Source organism: Micromonospora sp. NPDC005206 (genome assembly GCF_040608175.1).
GTDB lineage: Bacteria > Actinomycetota > Actinomycetes > Mycobacteriales > Micromonosporaceae > Micromonospora.
On the sequence record NZ_JBEXHU010000001.1, the window covers coordinates 1 to 14,087 of the forward strand.

General features: G+C 72.5%; 13 protein-coding genes. 2 read left to right on the plus strand and 11 right to left on the minus strand.

The window, feature by feature from the left end; genetic code table 11:
- Positions 1 to 1,483: 1,483 nt before the first annotated feature.
- The 3 genes from ABZU69_RS00005 to ABZU69_RS00015 form a co-directional block, all read right to left on the minus strand.
- Positions 1,484 to 2,113 (minus strand): hypothetical protein, encoded by a 630-nt coding sequence (locus tag ABZU69_RS00005; RefSeq protein ID WP_354962173.1) that lies wholly within the window; start codon positions 2,111 to 2,113, stop codon positions 1,484 to 1,486.
- A 13-nt stretch (positions 2,114 to 2,126) separates the two neighbouring features.
- Positions 2,127 to 3,821, minus strand: a complete 1,695-nt coding sequence (locus ABZU69_RS00010) for a DUF4012 domain-containing protein (RefSeq protein WP_354962174.1) — start codon at positions 3,819 to 3,821, stop codon at positions 2,127 to 2,129.
- 193 nt (positions 3,822 to 4,014) lie between these two features.
- Positions 4,015 to 5,259 carry a glycosyltransferase family 4 protein gene (locus ABZU69_RS00015; RefSeq protein ID WP_354962175.1) on the minus strand — a complete coding sequence of 415 codons (1,245 nt, stop codon included), beginning with the start codon at positions 5,257 to 5,259 and terminating at the stop codon, positions 4,015 to 4,017.
- A 168-nt stretch (positions 5,260 to 5,427) separates the two neighbouring features.
- Between ABZU69_RS00015 and ABZU69_RS00020 the strand changes: the two genes are divergently transcribed.
- Positions 5,428 to 5,982 (plus strand): low molecular weight phosphatase family protein, encoded by a 555-nt coding sequence (locus tag ABZU69_RS00020; protein WP_354962176.1) that lies wholly within the window; start codon positions 5,428 to 5,430, stop codon positions 5,980 to 5,982.
- Here ABZU69_RS00020 and ABZU69_RS00025 read toward each other — a convergent pair.
- The gene (locus ABZU69_RS00025) at positions 5,963 to 7,423 is read right to left on the minus strand and encodes a polysaccharide biosynthesis tyrosine autokinase (protein ID WP_354962177.1); all 1,461 of its coding nucleotides are present in this window, start codon (positions 7,421 to 7,423) and stop codon (positions 5,963 to 5,965) included. The two genes, ABZU69_RS00020 and ABZU69_RS00025, sit on opposite strands and share 20 nt — an antisense overlap.
- A gap of 337 nt (positions 7,424 to 7,760) precedes the next feature.
- On the opposite strand from ABZU69_RS00025, the gene nhaA reads away from it, so the two are divergent.
- Positions 7,761 to 9,131 (plus strand): Na+/H+ antiporter NhaA, encoded by a 1,371-nt coding sequence (nhaA, locus tag ABZU69_RS00030; protein WP_354962178.1) that lies wholly within the window; start codon positions 7,761 to 7,763, stop codon positions 9,129 to 9,131.
- 79 nt (positions 9,132 to 9,210) lie between these two features.
- On the opposite strand, the gene ABZU69_RS00035 is transcribed toward nhaA, so the two are convergent.
- The 7 genes from ABZU69_RS00035 to egtB all read right to left on the minus strand — a co-directional run bounded on the left by ABZU69_RS00035 (position 9,211) and on the right by egtB (position 14,083).
- Entirely contained in the window at positions 9,211 to 9,408 is a 198-nt protein-coding gene (locus tag ABZU69_RS00035; RefSeq protein WP_354962179.1) for a hypothetical protein, read from the minus strand.
- Positions 9,405 to 9,734, minus strand: coding sequence for a hypothetical protein (locus ABZU69_RS00040; protein WP_354962181.1), 330 nt, complete (start codon positions 9,732 to 9,734; stop codon positions 9,405 to 9,407). Before ABZU69_RS00040 ends, ABZU69_RS00035 begins: the two co-directional genes overlap by 4 nt.
- A complete protein-coding gene (locus ABZU69_RS00045) occupies positions 9,734 to 10,096 on the minus strand; it encodes a DUF1622 domain-containing protein (RefSeq protein WP_354962182.1) in 363 nt (120 codons plus the stop codon). The genes ABZU69_RS00040 and ABZU69_RS00045 overlap by 1 nt, the downstream gene beginning before the upstream one ends.
- Before the next feature lie 39 nt (positions 10,097 to 10,135).
- Entirely contained in the window at positions 10,136 to 10,723 is a 588-nt protein-coding gene (locus tag ABZU69_RS00050; protein ID WP_354962183.1) for a TMEM165/GDT1 family protein, read from the minus strand.
- 215 nt (positions 10,724 to 10,938) lie between these two features.
- On the minus strand, positions 10,939 to 11,904 hold the full coding sequence (egtD, locus tag ABZU69_RS00055; protein WP_354962184.1) for an L-histidine N(alpha)-methyltransferase: 966 nt from the start codon (positions 11,902 to 11,904) through the stop codon (positions 10,939 to 10,941).
- 51 nt (positions 11,905 to 11,955) lie between these two features.
- On the minus strand, positions 11,956 to 12,702 hold the full coding sequence (gene egtC / locus ABZU69_RS00060; RefSeq protein WP_354962185.1) for an ergothioneine biosynthesis protein EgtC: 747 nt from the start codon (positions 12,700 to 12,702) through the stop codon (positions 11,956 to 11,958).
- Between the two features lie 40 nt (positions 12,703 to 12,742).
- Entirely contained in the window at positions 12,743 to 14,083 is a 1,341-nt protein-coding gene (gene egtB / locus ABZU69_RS00065; RefSeq protein WP_354962186.1) for an ergothioneine biosynthesis protein EgtB, read from the minus strand.
- Positions 14,084 to 14,087 lie beyond the last annotated feature (4 nt).

Below are 14,087 nucleotides of genomic sequence, written 5' to 3' on the forward strand. Positions count from 1 at the left end.
GGCGTGCGCGGCGATCGGACCGGCGAACACGCCACCGGCGAACGCGAGACCAGCAACAGACAGCATGCTCTTACGAATAATCGTGTTCATGAGAGATCAGCTCCTTCAGGGGGTAGACACCCACACGCCCGAGGGGAACGGCGCAAGGGTGCGAGCACCTCGTCCGGCGCTTTCAACAACACAGGGGAAAAGTCTTGGAGTTCGGCGGCCTACGGGCGGGGGCTCGTGGCGCCGGGACTCTGTGTAACGACCGCCGGGCCCGACCCATTCCAGGGGGTGGCCCATCCATCGGCACCCTGCGTGAACGGGGTGCTGGTGCGGTCGTTCGCGGGTCTGCAACGACCGGCCACCCGCGGGCATTCCAACCCGGGCCCGGCCGCCATCCCAACCCTGCGGGGGCGGGGTGCCGGGGCCGTGGTGCTGCGATCGTCAGGGGGCTGCAACGACCGCGGCCTCGCGGGCATTCCAACCCGGCGCTGGCTGCCATCCCAACCCTGCGGGGGCGGGGTGCCGGGCCGGTGGTACTGCGATCGTCAGGGTGTGTAACGACCCCCGGCCCGCCACGATTCCACCCCACGGGTGCACCCGGTCACAGGCAAGGGTCACCCGATACGGGACATTCGACGCGGGGATGGGCTCGTCCTCGCGCGCCAAACTCGGCCGGCTGGGGTTGATCGACTCGGTATCACCGATACCGGGCCATCCGGCCACCCGGGACACCCCGACATGCCGACATCGCTGACATCGAGTCGTCGACCACCGCGAACGGAGGATGAGGCGAACCTCGGGGGCGAGGTGGTCAACGAGCGGTATACCTCAGAGGCATATTTATGCCTCACAGGTATATCGCTCACAACAGCGACCGCCCCGAGAGGGCGGCGGGGCCGCGTCCACGGCAGGACAGAACGAACCGGCGAACACCACTGGGCCCCGCCAGCCCAGGCATCAGCACGAGTGGCGACCCCGCCGGGATGGGCCGCCGGACGTGGCACAGGAATCGGGCGGACGGCGATCGCCGCCGGATCGAAAGCGCGCCAAACCCCGCACGTGCAAGGCGGAACGACGACCATCGCCCACGGATAGGACTCGCCGCAAGCGCCGCAGGAATCGGGACGGCGATGACTGCCCGGATCACGGCTTGCCCAACCCGGCGCAGAGACCGGAACGAACCGACCATCCCGCCGGGGACGGGGCCTGCCCGATTCCGCGCACGGGTCGGAACGGACGGCTACCACCGACGGGGTGGCCCGCCGTGCCCGGCGCAGGGATCAAGCCTGACCGCCCGGAGCCGGGCACGGCGGGCCCCACCCCGCACCAACCCGGCACACCGGCCAACCGACCCCGCAGAACGGCAGGCCCAGCAGAGAGGCACGCCGCGGAAGGCGCACCGGCGTCAAGGCACAGGCAGGCTGGCGCCCGTCGGATACTCCGACGGACGCCAGCCTGAGGTGCTACCGGGCCCTGCCCGGGTTCGCGGTGCCGATCAGTGCGCGGCCCCACCAAAGCGCTGGCGACGACGCCACGCGAGGGTCAGCAGCAGCATGACCGCGCCGGCGCCGACCAGGCCGCCGCCGAGCTTCATGGGCGTGCTGAGGCTGCTACCAGTGACGGGCAGCGGCTGCTTCTTGTGCAGCACCCGAAGCTCCGTGCTGGCGCTCCGGTCGGACTCCCGACCGGCGGTGAAGGTCAGCAGACCCGTCACCGACGGCCGGTAGCTCTTGGTGAACCGGCCCTGGTAGTTGGTACGCGCCGTGAAGTTCAGCGGCGCGCTCGCCTGGTACGCCACCGGGGCCATCGCCACGGTGCTGCCGTCGCTGCGTCGGGCCGGCGCCTGACCGGCGGCCGGGGCCGCCAGCGGCGTGACCGACACGACGATGTTGACGGTCTCGTTCCGACCGAAGCCGGTGCCGGTCAGCACGACCGTCTCGCCGAGGTAGATCGTCGGCCGGTTGACGGTCAGCAATGGGGGTGCGGGCACGTACGGCGGCGGCTGTGGCGTGTCCGTGATCGACGGCGACGGCTGCGGCTGCGGCTGTGCCGCCCCCGCCGCGGTCGGCACGGCCACCACGGCCAGGCCGACCGTGAGCGCCATGACGATGCGGGATAGCCGCATGATTGGTTCCCTCCTACTGGTCACAGCTTGGTGCGGGATGAACTTGGGTGGTCCACGGGCTGGCGGTGGGGGTCAGCCACAGTTCGGCCTGTCCGACGCCGGTCTTCGCGGTCAACACGGTGACCTCTAAGACCCGTTCGGCGCCGGGGCTCGCCTCGACGTTGGCCGTGGCGACCTGCCGGCGTCGTTCGGTGCCGCTGCCCATGGCGATCTCCGTGCCGTCGAGGCGCGCGTCGAGCACACTTCCGCCCGCCGGACTGAAGATCGACACCAGCGTGCGGATGGTGTACGGGTCCCCTGCCATGCCGAGGCCGAGGACCGACTCACTGAGTCCGGACTTCGGCGCCGTCGAGCGCAGGGTCACCCGCAGCCGGAGCTCACGGCGGCCGTCGGGCCGGCATTCACCGACCGTGAGGTTCGCCGTCGGCCGCAGGTAGTAGCCGAGCTTCGCGCCGCTGCCGTCGTTGAGGAACACGCCGACCGTCGGCACGGTGTCCTGTTCCGGAAGCGTCCCGGCCATCCGGCTGTCGCCGAACGTCCGCTGTTCCTCCGGTCGGGCACTCCAGAACAATATCCGGCGTTCGGTGATAGCACGGTCGAAAGCGGACAACGACACCCGAGGGTTGACATTCTTCTTAAAAAAGGCGTCGAACACCGCTGCGGCGGACGCCGTGAAGAACGCGTCCTGCTCCTTGATGTCCAACCGCTGGTAGGTGTCGCTGAGCAGGGTCTGCACGACCTTTTCGCTGGCCAGCGGGACGCCGCCGGGCACCAGGACCGGGCCGGTCGCCTTGAGCAGGTAGGACAGCACCACCGGGTCGACGGCGAGCACGCCGTCGACCGTGGTGCCGGTCTTGCGGCGGATCATCTCCCGGTACAGCGCGGCGGCGGTCGGGAAGTGCGGGGTCAGATTGACGTCGGCGGGATAGATGCCGGGCAGATCGGTCCAGACCGCCTTGACCTCGGCGGGCAGCTTCAGTGCGGGGCTGAACCGGCCGAGGGAGGCGCTGCTGCCCTGCTGGCCCATCTTGACCTGGCCGTTCTCGGCCTCGATCATCGCGTACGCGCCGAACATGCCGCCGGTGGCGCGCAACTCGGCCAGGTTCTGCGAGACCAGCAGGTACCGACGCGGGCCGTTCGCGCCGAGTAGCGGCGGCAGCAGTCGTGCGCCCTGGTCGGCGGCCGTGGTGAGGCCGGCCAGCCGGTCGATCTCGCCGCGCAGGTCGGTCAACGCCTGCCGGATCTGGCTGACCAGCCGGTCGGCGGGCACCGCGGCCAGGTCGCGACGGGTGCGCTGCACCGCGCCGTCCACCCGGGACAGCTCGGCGGACGCCCCGCTGAGCCGTGCCAGATCCAGCCGACCCTCGGTCGGCACCAGGCTGGTCAGGTCCATCCGGAGCAGCGTCGGGAACGCCTGCCGGGCCAGTTCGTCGATGGCCACGGCGATCTGTCGGACCGCGCCGAGATCATCACCGGCGATCGGGGTACGTCGACCGAGCTTCCAGGCAGGGTCGGCGGTCGCGGCCCGGGCCGCGCCGGACTGCTCCTGGAGGGCGGCGAGGGTCCGCAGGGCACGATCGGTGTCCCCACCGACCACCTGGGCGCTCAGCTCGCGGGCCAAGCCAGCGGCGTTGAGCAGGTGGGCCCGGGCCTGCCAGCCGCGGAAGCCGATCCACCCGCCGGTCGCGAGCAGCAACGAGCCGACCACCAGGGCACCCAGGAGGGCCCGTCGCAGTCGGGCACGCCGGCGACGCCTGGACCGGCTTCGCCGCCGGCTCGGTCGTTCGCTCTCCTCCGTCACACCACACTCCCATTTGGTGGAATCGGACAGAAGGTCCGATATCCCTGACGTTCTTAGCATGCGTCGAGGGACTACGTACCGTTTTAGCGATTCTCGTCCTTTACGCGAGGTTCCCTCGCGGGTCGACGCGCTCGGTGACCCGGCCGGCCGCCTCGTGCAGCAGCCGCTCGATCCGGTCCACTCCGGCCGGCAACGACATCTCCCGCAGGTACGCCTCCCGGCCCCGGCGGCCCATCTCCGCGCGCGCGGACGGGGGGATGGTGGCGGCAAGCCAGAACCGGTCGGCCAGCGCGGCCCAGTCCTCCGGCGGGCAGGACAACCCGGCCCGGACGCGTTCCACCAGGTCGGCGGTGTCCCCGCCGGCCGACGCGACCACCGGCGCGGCGCAGGAGAGCGCGGCCTGCAGCTTGCCGGGCACCATGCCCCGCAGCTCCGGCAGGTCGCGCAGCATGACGAGCTGGTAGTCGGCGGCGGCGTACAGCTCGGGCATGTCCACCGGGGAGCGTCGCTCCACGAAGCGGACGTTCTCCGCGCCCAGGTCGGCGGCGAGCCCCCGCACCCGCCGCTCGTCGCTGCCCGAGCCGACCAGGACCAGCTCCATCGTGCGGTCCAGCGCCGCGGCGGCCCGTACCGCGGTCTCCAGCCCCTGCCGGGCACCGATGGTCCCGGCGTGCATCACCACGCACCGACCGTCGCGCCCGACCAGCTGGCGGGCCGCCGGCCCGGGCGTCGCCGGGTGGAAGATCCGCTCGTCGGTCCAGTTCAGCACCAGCCGGACCCGGGCCGGGTCCGCGCCGGCGGCGACCACCAGGTCCCGCATCGACGGCGCGGCCACGGCGACCCGCGCGGCGGCCCGGTAGACGCGGGCCATCGCGGCGCCCATCCGTGCCGCCCAGCGTCCGTCGCCGGCCTCGTCACCGCCGTCGCGCGCCCAGACGTCCTGCACGTGCACCACCGCCGGCACCCGGCCGAGCAGCCGGAGCACTCCGGCGGCGGCGAATGTGGTGGCCGGCAGCTGAAAGACGTAGAGCGCGTCCACGCCGCCGAGGAACCGGCGTGCGGTCAGCGTCGCGCTGCCGGCGAAGGAGAGATAGCTGGCCATCCTGCCGCCGGTGGACGCGCCGCCACCGGAGTACCGGGGCACTCGACGCACGGACAGCCGCTCGCTGTGCGTCTCGTGGTGCCAGTGCTGGCGCCAGCCCGGGTAGACGTGCCCACCCGGGTAGTCCGGGAACCCGGTGAGCACCCGAACCTCGTGCCCCCGTGCGGCCAATTCCTCGGCGAGGCTGCCGGGGATGAACGCCGGCTCGGGCGGAAAGTGGTACGACAGGATGCCGATCTTCATCGGGCCACCGCCGTCCACGATGGATCCGCCTCGGCCGGCGCGGCACCGCGACCGGCGGGGGCCCGGTCCGCGTACGATGCCGACAACCCCTCCCCGCGCGGCCACCGGCGTCGACACACCGCGCCAGCGGTGCGTCCGCCCGCGTCCGTACCGATGAAAGGGGCACCAATGGTCGACCGCGTGCTGTTCGTCTGCCACGCCAACCTGTGCCGGTCGCCGATGGCCGAGTACCTGGCCCGCCGACTGCTCGCCGACCGGCCGGTCACCGTGGCCAGCGCCGGCACCGACGCGATGGACGGACTCGCCATGCACCCGTACGCCATGGAGATCGCCGCCGAGGCCGGCGCGGACCCGGCGCCGTTCCGCAGCCGGGCGCTGCGCGCCGAGCATCTGGCGGACGCGACGCTGGTGCTGACCGCGACCCGGCGCCAGCGGTCGGTCTGCACCGCGCTGGCGCCGACCGCGCTGCACCGGACGTTCACCCTGCGCCAGTTCGGCCGGTTGGCCGCGGCGGCCGAGCCGCAGGCCGAGTCGGCCGACGACTCGCTGCGGGCCGCGATCGCCGCCGCCGCCCACGCCAGGGGGCGGCTGCAACCCGCCGCCCCCGACGCGGACGACCTACGGGACCCGATCGGCGGCACCGCCGCCGACTTCCGACGCTGCGCCGAGGAGATCGAACGATCGCTACGACCCCTCGCCGCGCTCATCGGGGCAGCCGGGTGAGTTCCTGGGTGCGGTCGCTGACGCCGTTGACCCCGGTGCTCTCGCTGTGCCGGGCGGACGTCGCCCGGTCGGTCGGGACCGACGGCGTGGCCGTGGAGGCGACCACCCGGTAGGCCTCGTACTGGTACGCCTCGGCCTTGGTCACCTTGGCCATGTTCAGCACGCAGCCGAGCAGCCGGACCGAGACCGAGTGCAGGGAGCGGGCCGCCGCGGCCACCTGGGTCCGGGAGGTCCGACCCTGCTGGGTCACCAGCAGCGCGCCGTCGGCCTGCACGGCCACCACCACGCCGTCGGTCACCGCGAGCAGCGGCGCGGTGTCGATGATCACGATGTCCGCCGACTCGCGCAGTGCCAGCAGCAGGTCCGCCATCGCCTTGGAGCCGAGCAGCTCACTCGGGTTCGGCGGGGCGGAACCGCTGGGCAGCACGAGCAGGGACTTGTCGCCCCAGCGCTGCACCACGTCGCCGACCTGGACGTCACCGACCAGTACGTCGGTGAGGCCGACCCCGGCGTCCAGGCCCAGGTACTCATCTACCTTGGGGCGGCGCAGGTCCGCGTCGACCAGCAGCACCCGCCAGCCCGCCTCGGCCAACGCGATGGCCAGGTTGCAGGAGAGCGTGGTCTTGCCCTCGCCCTGCAGAGCGCTGGTCACGGCGATGACCCGGGCCGGCTCGTGCACGTCCACGAAGCGCAGGTTGGTACGCAGCTTGCGGACCGCCTCGGCCCGCGCCGAGGTCGCGGCGTCGCCGACGATCAGCGGTGCGGAGCGGGCGCCGCTCTCGAACGGGATCTTACCGAGCAGCGGGCTGCCGGTGGCACGTTGCAGACCGGCGGCGTCGCGCAGCCGCACGTCGGCCACGCCGCGCAGGATCGCCAGGCCGACGCCGAGCAGCAGACCGGCCAGCCCGCCGAGAGTCATGTTCCGTACCGGCTGCGGCGAGACGGGGCTGGCGCTGACCCGGGGACCGTTGACCACCTCGATCTTGATCGGCGCCTTGCCCTCGGGTGGCGTCTCGACCCGCTGCACGAGCTCGACGAACTTCGCGGCGAGGGTCTCTGTCACCCGCAGTGCCCGACTCTGGTCGGTGTCGGTGATCGACGCGCGCAGCAGGACGGTGCCGGCCTCGGTGGAGGTGCTCACCCGGCGCTGCACCTCGTCCGCGGTGAGCCCGACCGGGTTCTCGGCCACCACGCTCTGCGCGAGTCGGTCGCTGCTGAGCAGGTCGGCGTACGACTTGACGCGCTGCTGAAGGAAGAGCCCACCCTGATAGGCCTCGGCGACGCCCTGGTTGGGGGTGGTGACGAAGAACGTCACCGAGGCGACGTACCGGGGTTGGGCCCGTACGGTCACGAACGCCGAGACGCCCAAGGCCACCATGACGGTGACCAGCACGACCCACCAGTGCCGACGCACGTGGCGCAGTTGGCGGAGCAGGTCCATCAGGCGCGCCTCCGTGCCGGTCCGGTTACGCCAAAGAACTTCACGAAAACCCCCAAGGTCGTTTGTAAACTCGTGAAACCATTAAAGCCGCTCATACGCCTTATGTCCGGGGTTATGCGTTTTCAGCGGTGACAAGTGCGCCCGCATGCCCAACCCGAGAAACGTCCATTCGGCAGCGGTGACATCGGGGAAAAGTCGACAGCCGATCGGCCGGCACCGGATCGCCCCTGTGGTCGCCGGCACGGACGAGCCCGGATAGGGTCGACAGCGGTGTGCCGGGAAGCCTGGTCGGCGAATGGATTCCTGCCGTCCCGACATCCCGAGGTGAGCGCCGCCGATGACCGACCGCACCCCACCGTCCGACCGGTCCCGGCCGACGCGGCTGTTCTCCCGATCGTCCTGGCCCGAGTCCCGGCACCTGGCCGACGTGCTGCGCACCGAGACCGTCGGCGGCGCGCTGCTGCTGCTCGGCGCCGTGCTCGCGCTGCTCTGGGCGAACTCCCCGTGGGCCGACTCGTACGCGCGGCTGAGCCACTGGGCGCCCTGGCCCGGCGGCGCACGCTGGCACCTCGACCTGGACCTGGCCACCTGGGCCGCGGACGGCCTGCTGGCCATCTTCTTCTTCGTGGTGGGCCTGGAGCTCAAGCGGGAGTTCGTCGCCGGTGAACTGCGCGACCCACGCCGCGCCGCGCTGCCGGTGGTGGCCGCGCTCGGCGGAATGCTGCTGCCCGCGCTGATCTACCTGGCGGTCGTCCTGACCGCGGGCGGGGAGGGGCTGCGCGGCTGGGCGATCCCGACCGCCACCGACATCGCCTTCGCGCTGGCCGTGCTCGCCGTGGTCAGCTCACACCTGCCCCAGGGCCTCCGCGCCTTCCTGCTCACCCTCGCGGTGGTCGACGACCTGTTCGCGATCACCATCATCGCGATCTTCTACACCGCCGACTTCCATCCGGCACCGCTGCTCGCCGCGCTGGCGCCGATCGCGCTCTTCGCCCTGCTGGTGCGGCGCGGGCGCACCTGGTGGTGGGCGCTGATCCCGCTCGCGGTGGCCACCTGGGCCCTGGTGCACGCCTCCGGGGTGCACGCCACGGTGGCCGGTGTCCTGCTCGGATTCACCGTGCCGGTGCTGGCCACCCGCAGCCGGGCGGGCGGCGCGCAGGCCGCCGACCGGCCGGCGGTCGGTGCGAGCGGGGATGCCGGCGGGCTCGCCGCGCACCTGGAACACCGCTGGCGACCGGTGTCGGCCGGCTTCGCGGTGCCGGTCTTCGCCCTGTTCGCCGCCGGCGTGACGCTGCGCGGCACCGACCTGGGCGCCCTGGTGACCGACCCGGTGGTGATCGCCATCGTCGCCGGCCTGGTATTCGGCAAGAGCATCGGAATCTTCGGGGCGACCTACCTGCTGGCTCGGTTCACCCGCGCCGAACTGGACGAGGACATCACCTGGTCCGACCTGCTCGGGATCGCGATGCTGGCCGGCGTCGGGTTCACCGTGTCGCTGCTCATCGGCGACCTGGCGTTCGGCGCCGGCAGCACGGCCGACGACCGGGTCAAGGCGGCCGTGCTGACCGGATCGTTGATCTCCGCCGGGTTGGCCGCCATCGTGCTGGTACGTCGCAACGCCGTGTACCGGCGGGTGGCGGAGCGGGAGCGGCTGGACGCCGACGGCGACGGCGTGCCCGACGTCTATCAGCGCAACGGCGACCGCTGACCGGGACGCCCAGCCCGGCGGCCGACCACAGCGCTTTCCCGGCGGCCGCCGTCGACCGGGGCCCGCCGCCGCCGTCCGGTCAGCGGCCGCGTTCGGCGGGCCGGCGCTCCTCGGTCTCCTCCGACAGCGCCTCGGCCGCCGGCTCGGTCAGGTCGTCGCCGGGCACCGCCACCTCCTCGGCGAGGTCCTGTTCGTCCGGCTTCCCGCCGGGCGGCGGCTCGGGAGCGGTGGCATCGCCGGCGAAGCCGTACTCGTTCGGTTCGTCGTGCCTGCTCATGTGGTCGTCCTTCCACGTGCGCCGGTTTCGCCTCGTACCGCCAACGGTAGGTGGTGACCGTCCGCGGCGCAGGGCCGCCGGAATTGTCGACGCGACCGCGGCGGGAAGGCGCCCAGCGCCACCCCGAGCAACTGGCGCAGCGCGACGATCGCCGCCGAGCCGACCAGGGAAGCCCAGCTCGGATCGCCGGCCAGCCGGAGCAGACCGGCCGCGGTCAGCAGGTCCAACAGCACCCGGACGGCGGTCCGGACGGCCCCGGTGCTGAGCAGGGTGACCACACCGGCGACCAGGGCCAGCGCGGTCACCGCGGTGACCAGCGCGCCCATCACGTGGAGCGCTCCCCCTCGGTCACCTGCCGCTGCTCCTGACGGATCTCCCGGCCCAGGAAGTAGTTCAGCGCCGTCCGGATCGTGGCGATCGCAGCGAGCTGGCCGATCTGGGTGAACGACGGCGACACCGCGGTGCGCAACACGTCGGCCGCCAGCTGGAACTCCAGGCCGAGGGTCAAAAACCGGCCCAGGGTGAGCCGGATCGGCGTGAAGACAGCGGCCGTGCGGTGTCGCAGTCCCTCGACCACGAACCGCACCGCCGCCCAGACCGCGCCGACGAAGATCACCAGAGCGCCCGCGACCTCCACCACGGCGACCAGCACCGCGTCACCCTGGCGCAGTAGCTCCCCCGCATCCACCCCGGGCCGTTACCCGCCGCATGGGCGGGTAGTCGGCGCTCAGGTCAGCTGGCTCACCGCCTCCAGGATCAGCCAAAGGCCGCAGATGGCGAAGAGCACCGCGGCGCCGTACTTGATGGCCTTCTCCGGCAGGCGGCGGCCGAGCATGCGGCCGACCAGGATGGCCAGCGCGTCCGCGGCCACCATGCCGATGGTGGAGCCCAACCAGGTGCCGAACCAGCCGTACTTGGTGGCCAGCGTGATCGTGGCGAGCATCGTCTTGTCGCCCAGTTCGGCCAGGAAGAACGCCACCGACACCGCGACGATCGCGGACTTGCTGGTCTTCTCGGCCTTGCGCTTCTCCTCGTCGGTCAGGCTGTCCCCGCGCAGGGTCCACGCGCCGAAGGCGAGGAACGCCACACCCGCCACCAGGGTGATCCACTCGGTGGGCAGCACGGAGCCGAGACCCGAGCCGATGGCGACCGACGCCAGGTGCACCACGGCCGTGGCGACGGTGATGCCGATCAGCACCGGAACCGGCCGGAACCGCGTGGCGAAGGTCAGCGCCATCAACTGGGACTTGTCCCCCAGCTCGGCGACGAAGATGACGCCGAAGCTGATGACCAGCGCGGCGAAGAATCCCTCCATGACACCCTTCCCGTTCACGCCGGGAGGAGGTGCAGGGGCGCCCTCGACCCGGCTCCAAAAGCCTGAGTCGAAGGTCTCGCCCGCCCCGGAGACCGGGGCCGCGTGGCCGGATGCGGAACGCACCAGTATGTCGACCACGACATTGGGGGCTACTCCCCTTCGCGCGACCAGCCTAGCCGATCACCATTCGGACCGGCGGGGGCGGGTGAACCAGCTCACCGCGCCCGGGCCAGGGTCACCCCGAAAAGCCCATCCGGGTCGGTCCAGAACTCCGCCGCGACAAAACCCGCCGCGGCCAGCTCGGCGGCGACCCCCGCCGGGTGGAACTTCGCCGAGACCTCCGTGCGCAGCTCCTCCCCCGCGGCGAACTCCACGGTCAGGTCCAGCACCCGGACCCGCATCGGCCGGGTCGCCCGCAGCCGCATCTCGATCCACTCATGGTCCGGATCCCAGCGGGCGACGTGCTCGAACGCCTCCGGATCGAAGTCGGCGCCCAGTTCCCGGTTGATCACGTGCAGCACGTTCCGGTTGAACTCGGCCGTCACCCCGGCCGCGTCGTCGTACGCTTGCACGATCACCGACGGGTCCTTCACCAGGTCGGTGCCGAGCAGCAGCCAGTCGCCGACCTCCAGCGCGGCGCGCATCGCGGCCAGGAACTCCGCCCGCTCGGCCGGCAGGAGGTTGCCGATGGTGCCGCCGAGGAACACCACCAACCGCCGGCCGCCGGTGGGCATCCGGTCCAACTGCCGGGTGAAGTCCCCGACGATGCCGCGGACCCGCAGCCCCGGATAGTCGGCGGCGATCTCGGCGGTGGACCCGCGCAGCGCGCTGACCGACACGTCGAGCGGGACGAACGTGCCCAGACCGCCCTGGCGGGTGAAGGCGTCCAGCAGCAGCCGGGTCTTCTCGGACGAGCCGGAGCCCAGCTCGATCAGTGTCTTGGCCCCGGTCAGCGCCGCGATGTCGGGAGCCCGCTCGGCCAGCACCGCCCGCTCGGCCCGGGTCGGGTAGTACTCGGGCAAGCGGGTGATCTCCTCGAACAGCTCGCTGCCCCGGGCGTCGTAGAACCACTTCGGCGGCAGCCACTTCTGCTCGGCGCTCAGCCCGGCGCGGACGTCCTGGCGCAGCCCCCGCTCCAGGTCCTGCTGTTCGAGGTAGATCTCCAGCGGTTCCGCCGTCATCACATCGCCTCTCTCGGATCGGTCAACCGTTGCGTGCCCCGCCGGTGCGGCTCACCGGGTCGGCAGTGGGCTCACCCGCACCTCGCTCGCAGTGGCGGTCACCAGGTGCCCCTCCGGCACCGGCCGCCAGCCGGGGTCGTCGTCGTGCGGCTCGGAGACGAGCAGCACCGAGCCGGCCCCCGCGCGTACCGACAGCGCGTGCCCGGCCACGCTGGCCACCGCCCGGCGCCCGTCGGTGAGCAGCAGGTTGAGCCGTGACCCCGGCGCCGCCGCGGCGACGTCGGCCACCGTCCGACCGACCGCCTCCACCGGATCGGCGCCGGCGCGCAGCCGCTGCCGGACCAGCGCCCAAAGCAGCGCCGAGTCGGTGGCGGCGTCCAGCGTGAGCAGGTCGCGCACCGGCAGGCCGGCGGCGAGCGGCACCACGGCGTCGGGCCAGCCGCGCACCACCCCGTTGTGGCTGAACAGCCACCGCCCCTCGGCGAACGGCGCGGCGGCGCCGTCGAGCACCGCCATACCGACGGTGGCCGAGCGGACCGCGGCGAGCACCGCACCGGCGCGGGTCACCGCCGCGAGCTGGGCGATGGTCGGGTCGCTCCAGATCGGCTGGGCACGCCGGTAGCGCACCGGGTCGCCGTCACCCGGGTACCAGCCGACGCCGAACCCGTCGGCGTTGATCGTGCCGCCGCCGCGCATGTCGCGGGGCGCCCACGACTGCCGCACCAACGAGTACGGAGGATCGAACAGCAACTCGGCCAGGGTGACCGGTGGCCCCAGGTAGGCCAGGTGGCGACACATCAGCGCCCCCGGCCGGCCGGCGTGCCGATCGCGCGGTGAATCACCGGTGCGACTCGTCCGGATGCGCGTCGCGGGCGCAGCGGAAGCCGCTGAAGATCTGCCGCCGGATCGGATAGTCCCAGTTGCGGAAGGTGCCCCGGCAGGCGGACCGGTCGGTGCCGAACGAGCCGCCGCGCAGCACCCGGTAGTCGTCGCCGAAGAAGGCCTCCGAGTATTCGCGGTACGGGAACGCGGTGAAGCCGGGATGCCCCCGGAATTCGGTCGAGGTCCACTCCCAGACGTCACCGATGAGCTGGTGCACACCCAACGGTGAGACGCCAGCCGGGTACGCGCCCACCGGCGCCGGCCGCAGGTGACGTTGGCCGAGGTTCGCGTGGGCGTCGGTCGGGTCGCCGTCGCCCCACGGGTAGCGGCGGGACCGCCCGGTCGCCGGGTCCCAACGGGCCGCCTTCTCCCACTCCGCCTCGGTCGGCAGCCGCCTGCCGGCCCACGCCGCGTACGCCTGGGCCTCGTACCAGCACACGTGCACCACCGGCTCGTCGGCGCGGACCCGGTCCCACCGGCCGAAGCGCTGGTAGGACCAGTTGTCGCCGTCGCGGCGCCAGTGCATCGGCGCGCTGAGCTCCTCCCGGAGCCGGTGGGCCCAACCCGCCGGGCTCCACCAGCGCGGATCGGTGTAGCCACCGTCGGCGATGAAGGCCTCGTACTGGCCGTTGGTGACGGGGGCGGCGTCGATGACGTACGCGGGCAGGTCGACGCGGTGCGCGGGGCGCTCGTTGTCCAGGGCCCACGGGTCGGTGTCGGTGCCCATGGTGAACGGGCCGGCCGGGACCAACACCTCCCCAGCGACCCCGGCGGGCGGCTCCGGCGGCGGCGGGGCGTGCAGCACCGCCGGCCCCGAGCGCAGCTGGTGGGTGGCGAGCATCGTCTCGTCGTGCTGCTGCTCGTGCTGGACGATCATGCCGAAGGCGAACCCGTCGGCGACCAGCGGCCGCTCCGTGAAGGTGACCGCGTCGAGCAGGTCGTGCACCTTGTCCCGGACCGTGCCCAGGTAGGCGCGCGCCTCGGCGGGTGGCAGCAGGGGCAGCGCCGGACGGTCCCGGCGGGGCTGCTTGAACGCGTCGTACAGCTCGTCGATGTCGCACCGGACCGGCTCGTGGCCCCCGACGTCGCGGACCAGCCAGAGCTCCTCCTGGTTGCCGACGTGTGCCAGGTCCCACACCAGCGGCGACATCAGCGGCGAGTGCTGGCGCATCAGGTCGGCGTCGTCGACCACCTCGGTCAGCAGCGTGGTCCGGGTCCGGGCCCGCGCCAGCTCCGCCGCGATCCGGACGCGCAACTGCTCCCCGTCGCCGCTCGCTCCCGACTGCGGGGCTCGCAACCCC

Bases quoted from the DNA above. Each gene is read 5' to 3' on its own strand.
- ABZU69_RS00005 (WP_354962173.1), bottom strand. From the start codon at position 2,113: ATGCGGCTATCCCGCATCGTCATGGCGCTCACGGTCGGCCTGGCCGTG.
- ABZU69_RS00015 (WP_354962175.1), bottom strand. From the start codon at position 5,259: ATGAAGATCGGCATCCTGTCGTACCACTTTCCGCCCGAGCCGGCGTTC.
- ABZU69_RS00020 (WP_354962176.1), top strand. From the start codon at position 5,428: ATGGTCGACCGCGTGCTGTTCGTCTGCCACGCCAACCTGTGCCGGTCG.
- ABZU69_RS00025 (WP_354962177.1), bottom strand. From the start codon at position 7,423: ATGGACCTGCTCCGCCAACTGCGCCACGTGCGTCGGCACTGGTGGGTC.
- nhaA (WP_354962178.1), top strand. From the start codon at position 7,761: ATGACCGACCGCACCCCACCGTCCGACCGGTCCCGGCCGACGCGGCTG.
- ABZU69_RS00035 (WP_354962179.1), bottom strand. From the start codon at position 9,408: ATGAGCAGGCACGACGAACCGAACGAGTACGGCTTCGCCGGCGATGCC.
- ABZU69_RS00040 (WP_354962181.1), bottom strand. From the start codon at position 9,734: ATGGGCGCGCTGGTCACCGCGGTGACCGCGCTGGCCCTGGTCGCCGGT.
- ABZU69_RS00050 (WP_354962183.1), bottom strand. From the start codon at position 10,723: ATGGAGGGATTCTTCGCCGCGCTGGTCATCAGCTTCGGCGTCATCTTC.
- egtD (WP_354962184.1), bottom strand. From the start codon at position 11,904: ATGACGGCGGAACCGCTGGAGATCTACCTCGAACAGCAGGACCTGGAG.
- egtC (WP_354962185.1), bottom strand. From the start codon at position 12,702: ATGTGTCGCCACCTGGCCTACCTGGGGCCACCGGTCACCCTGGCCGAG.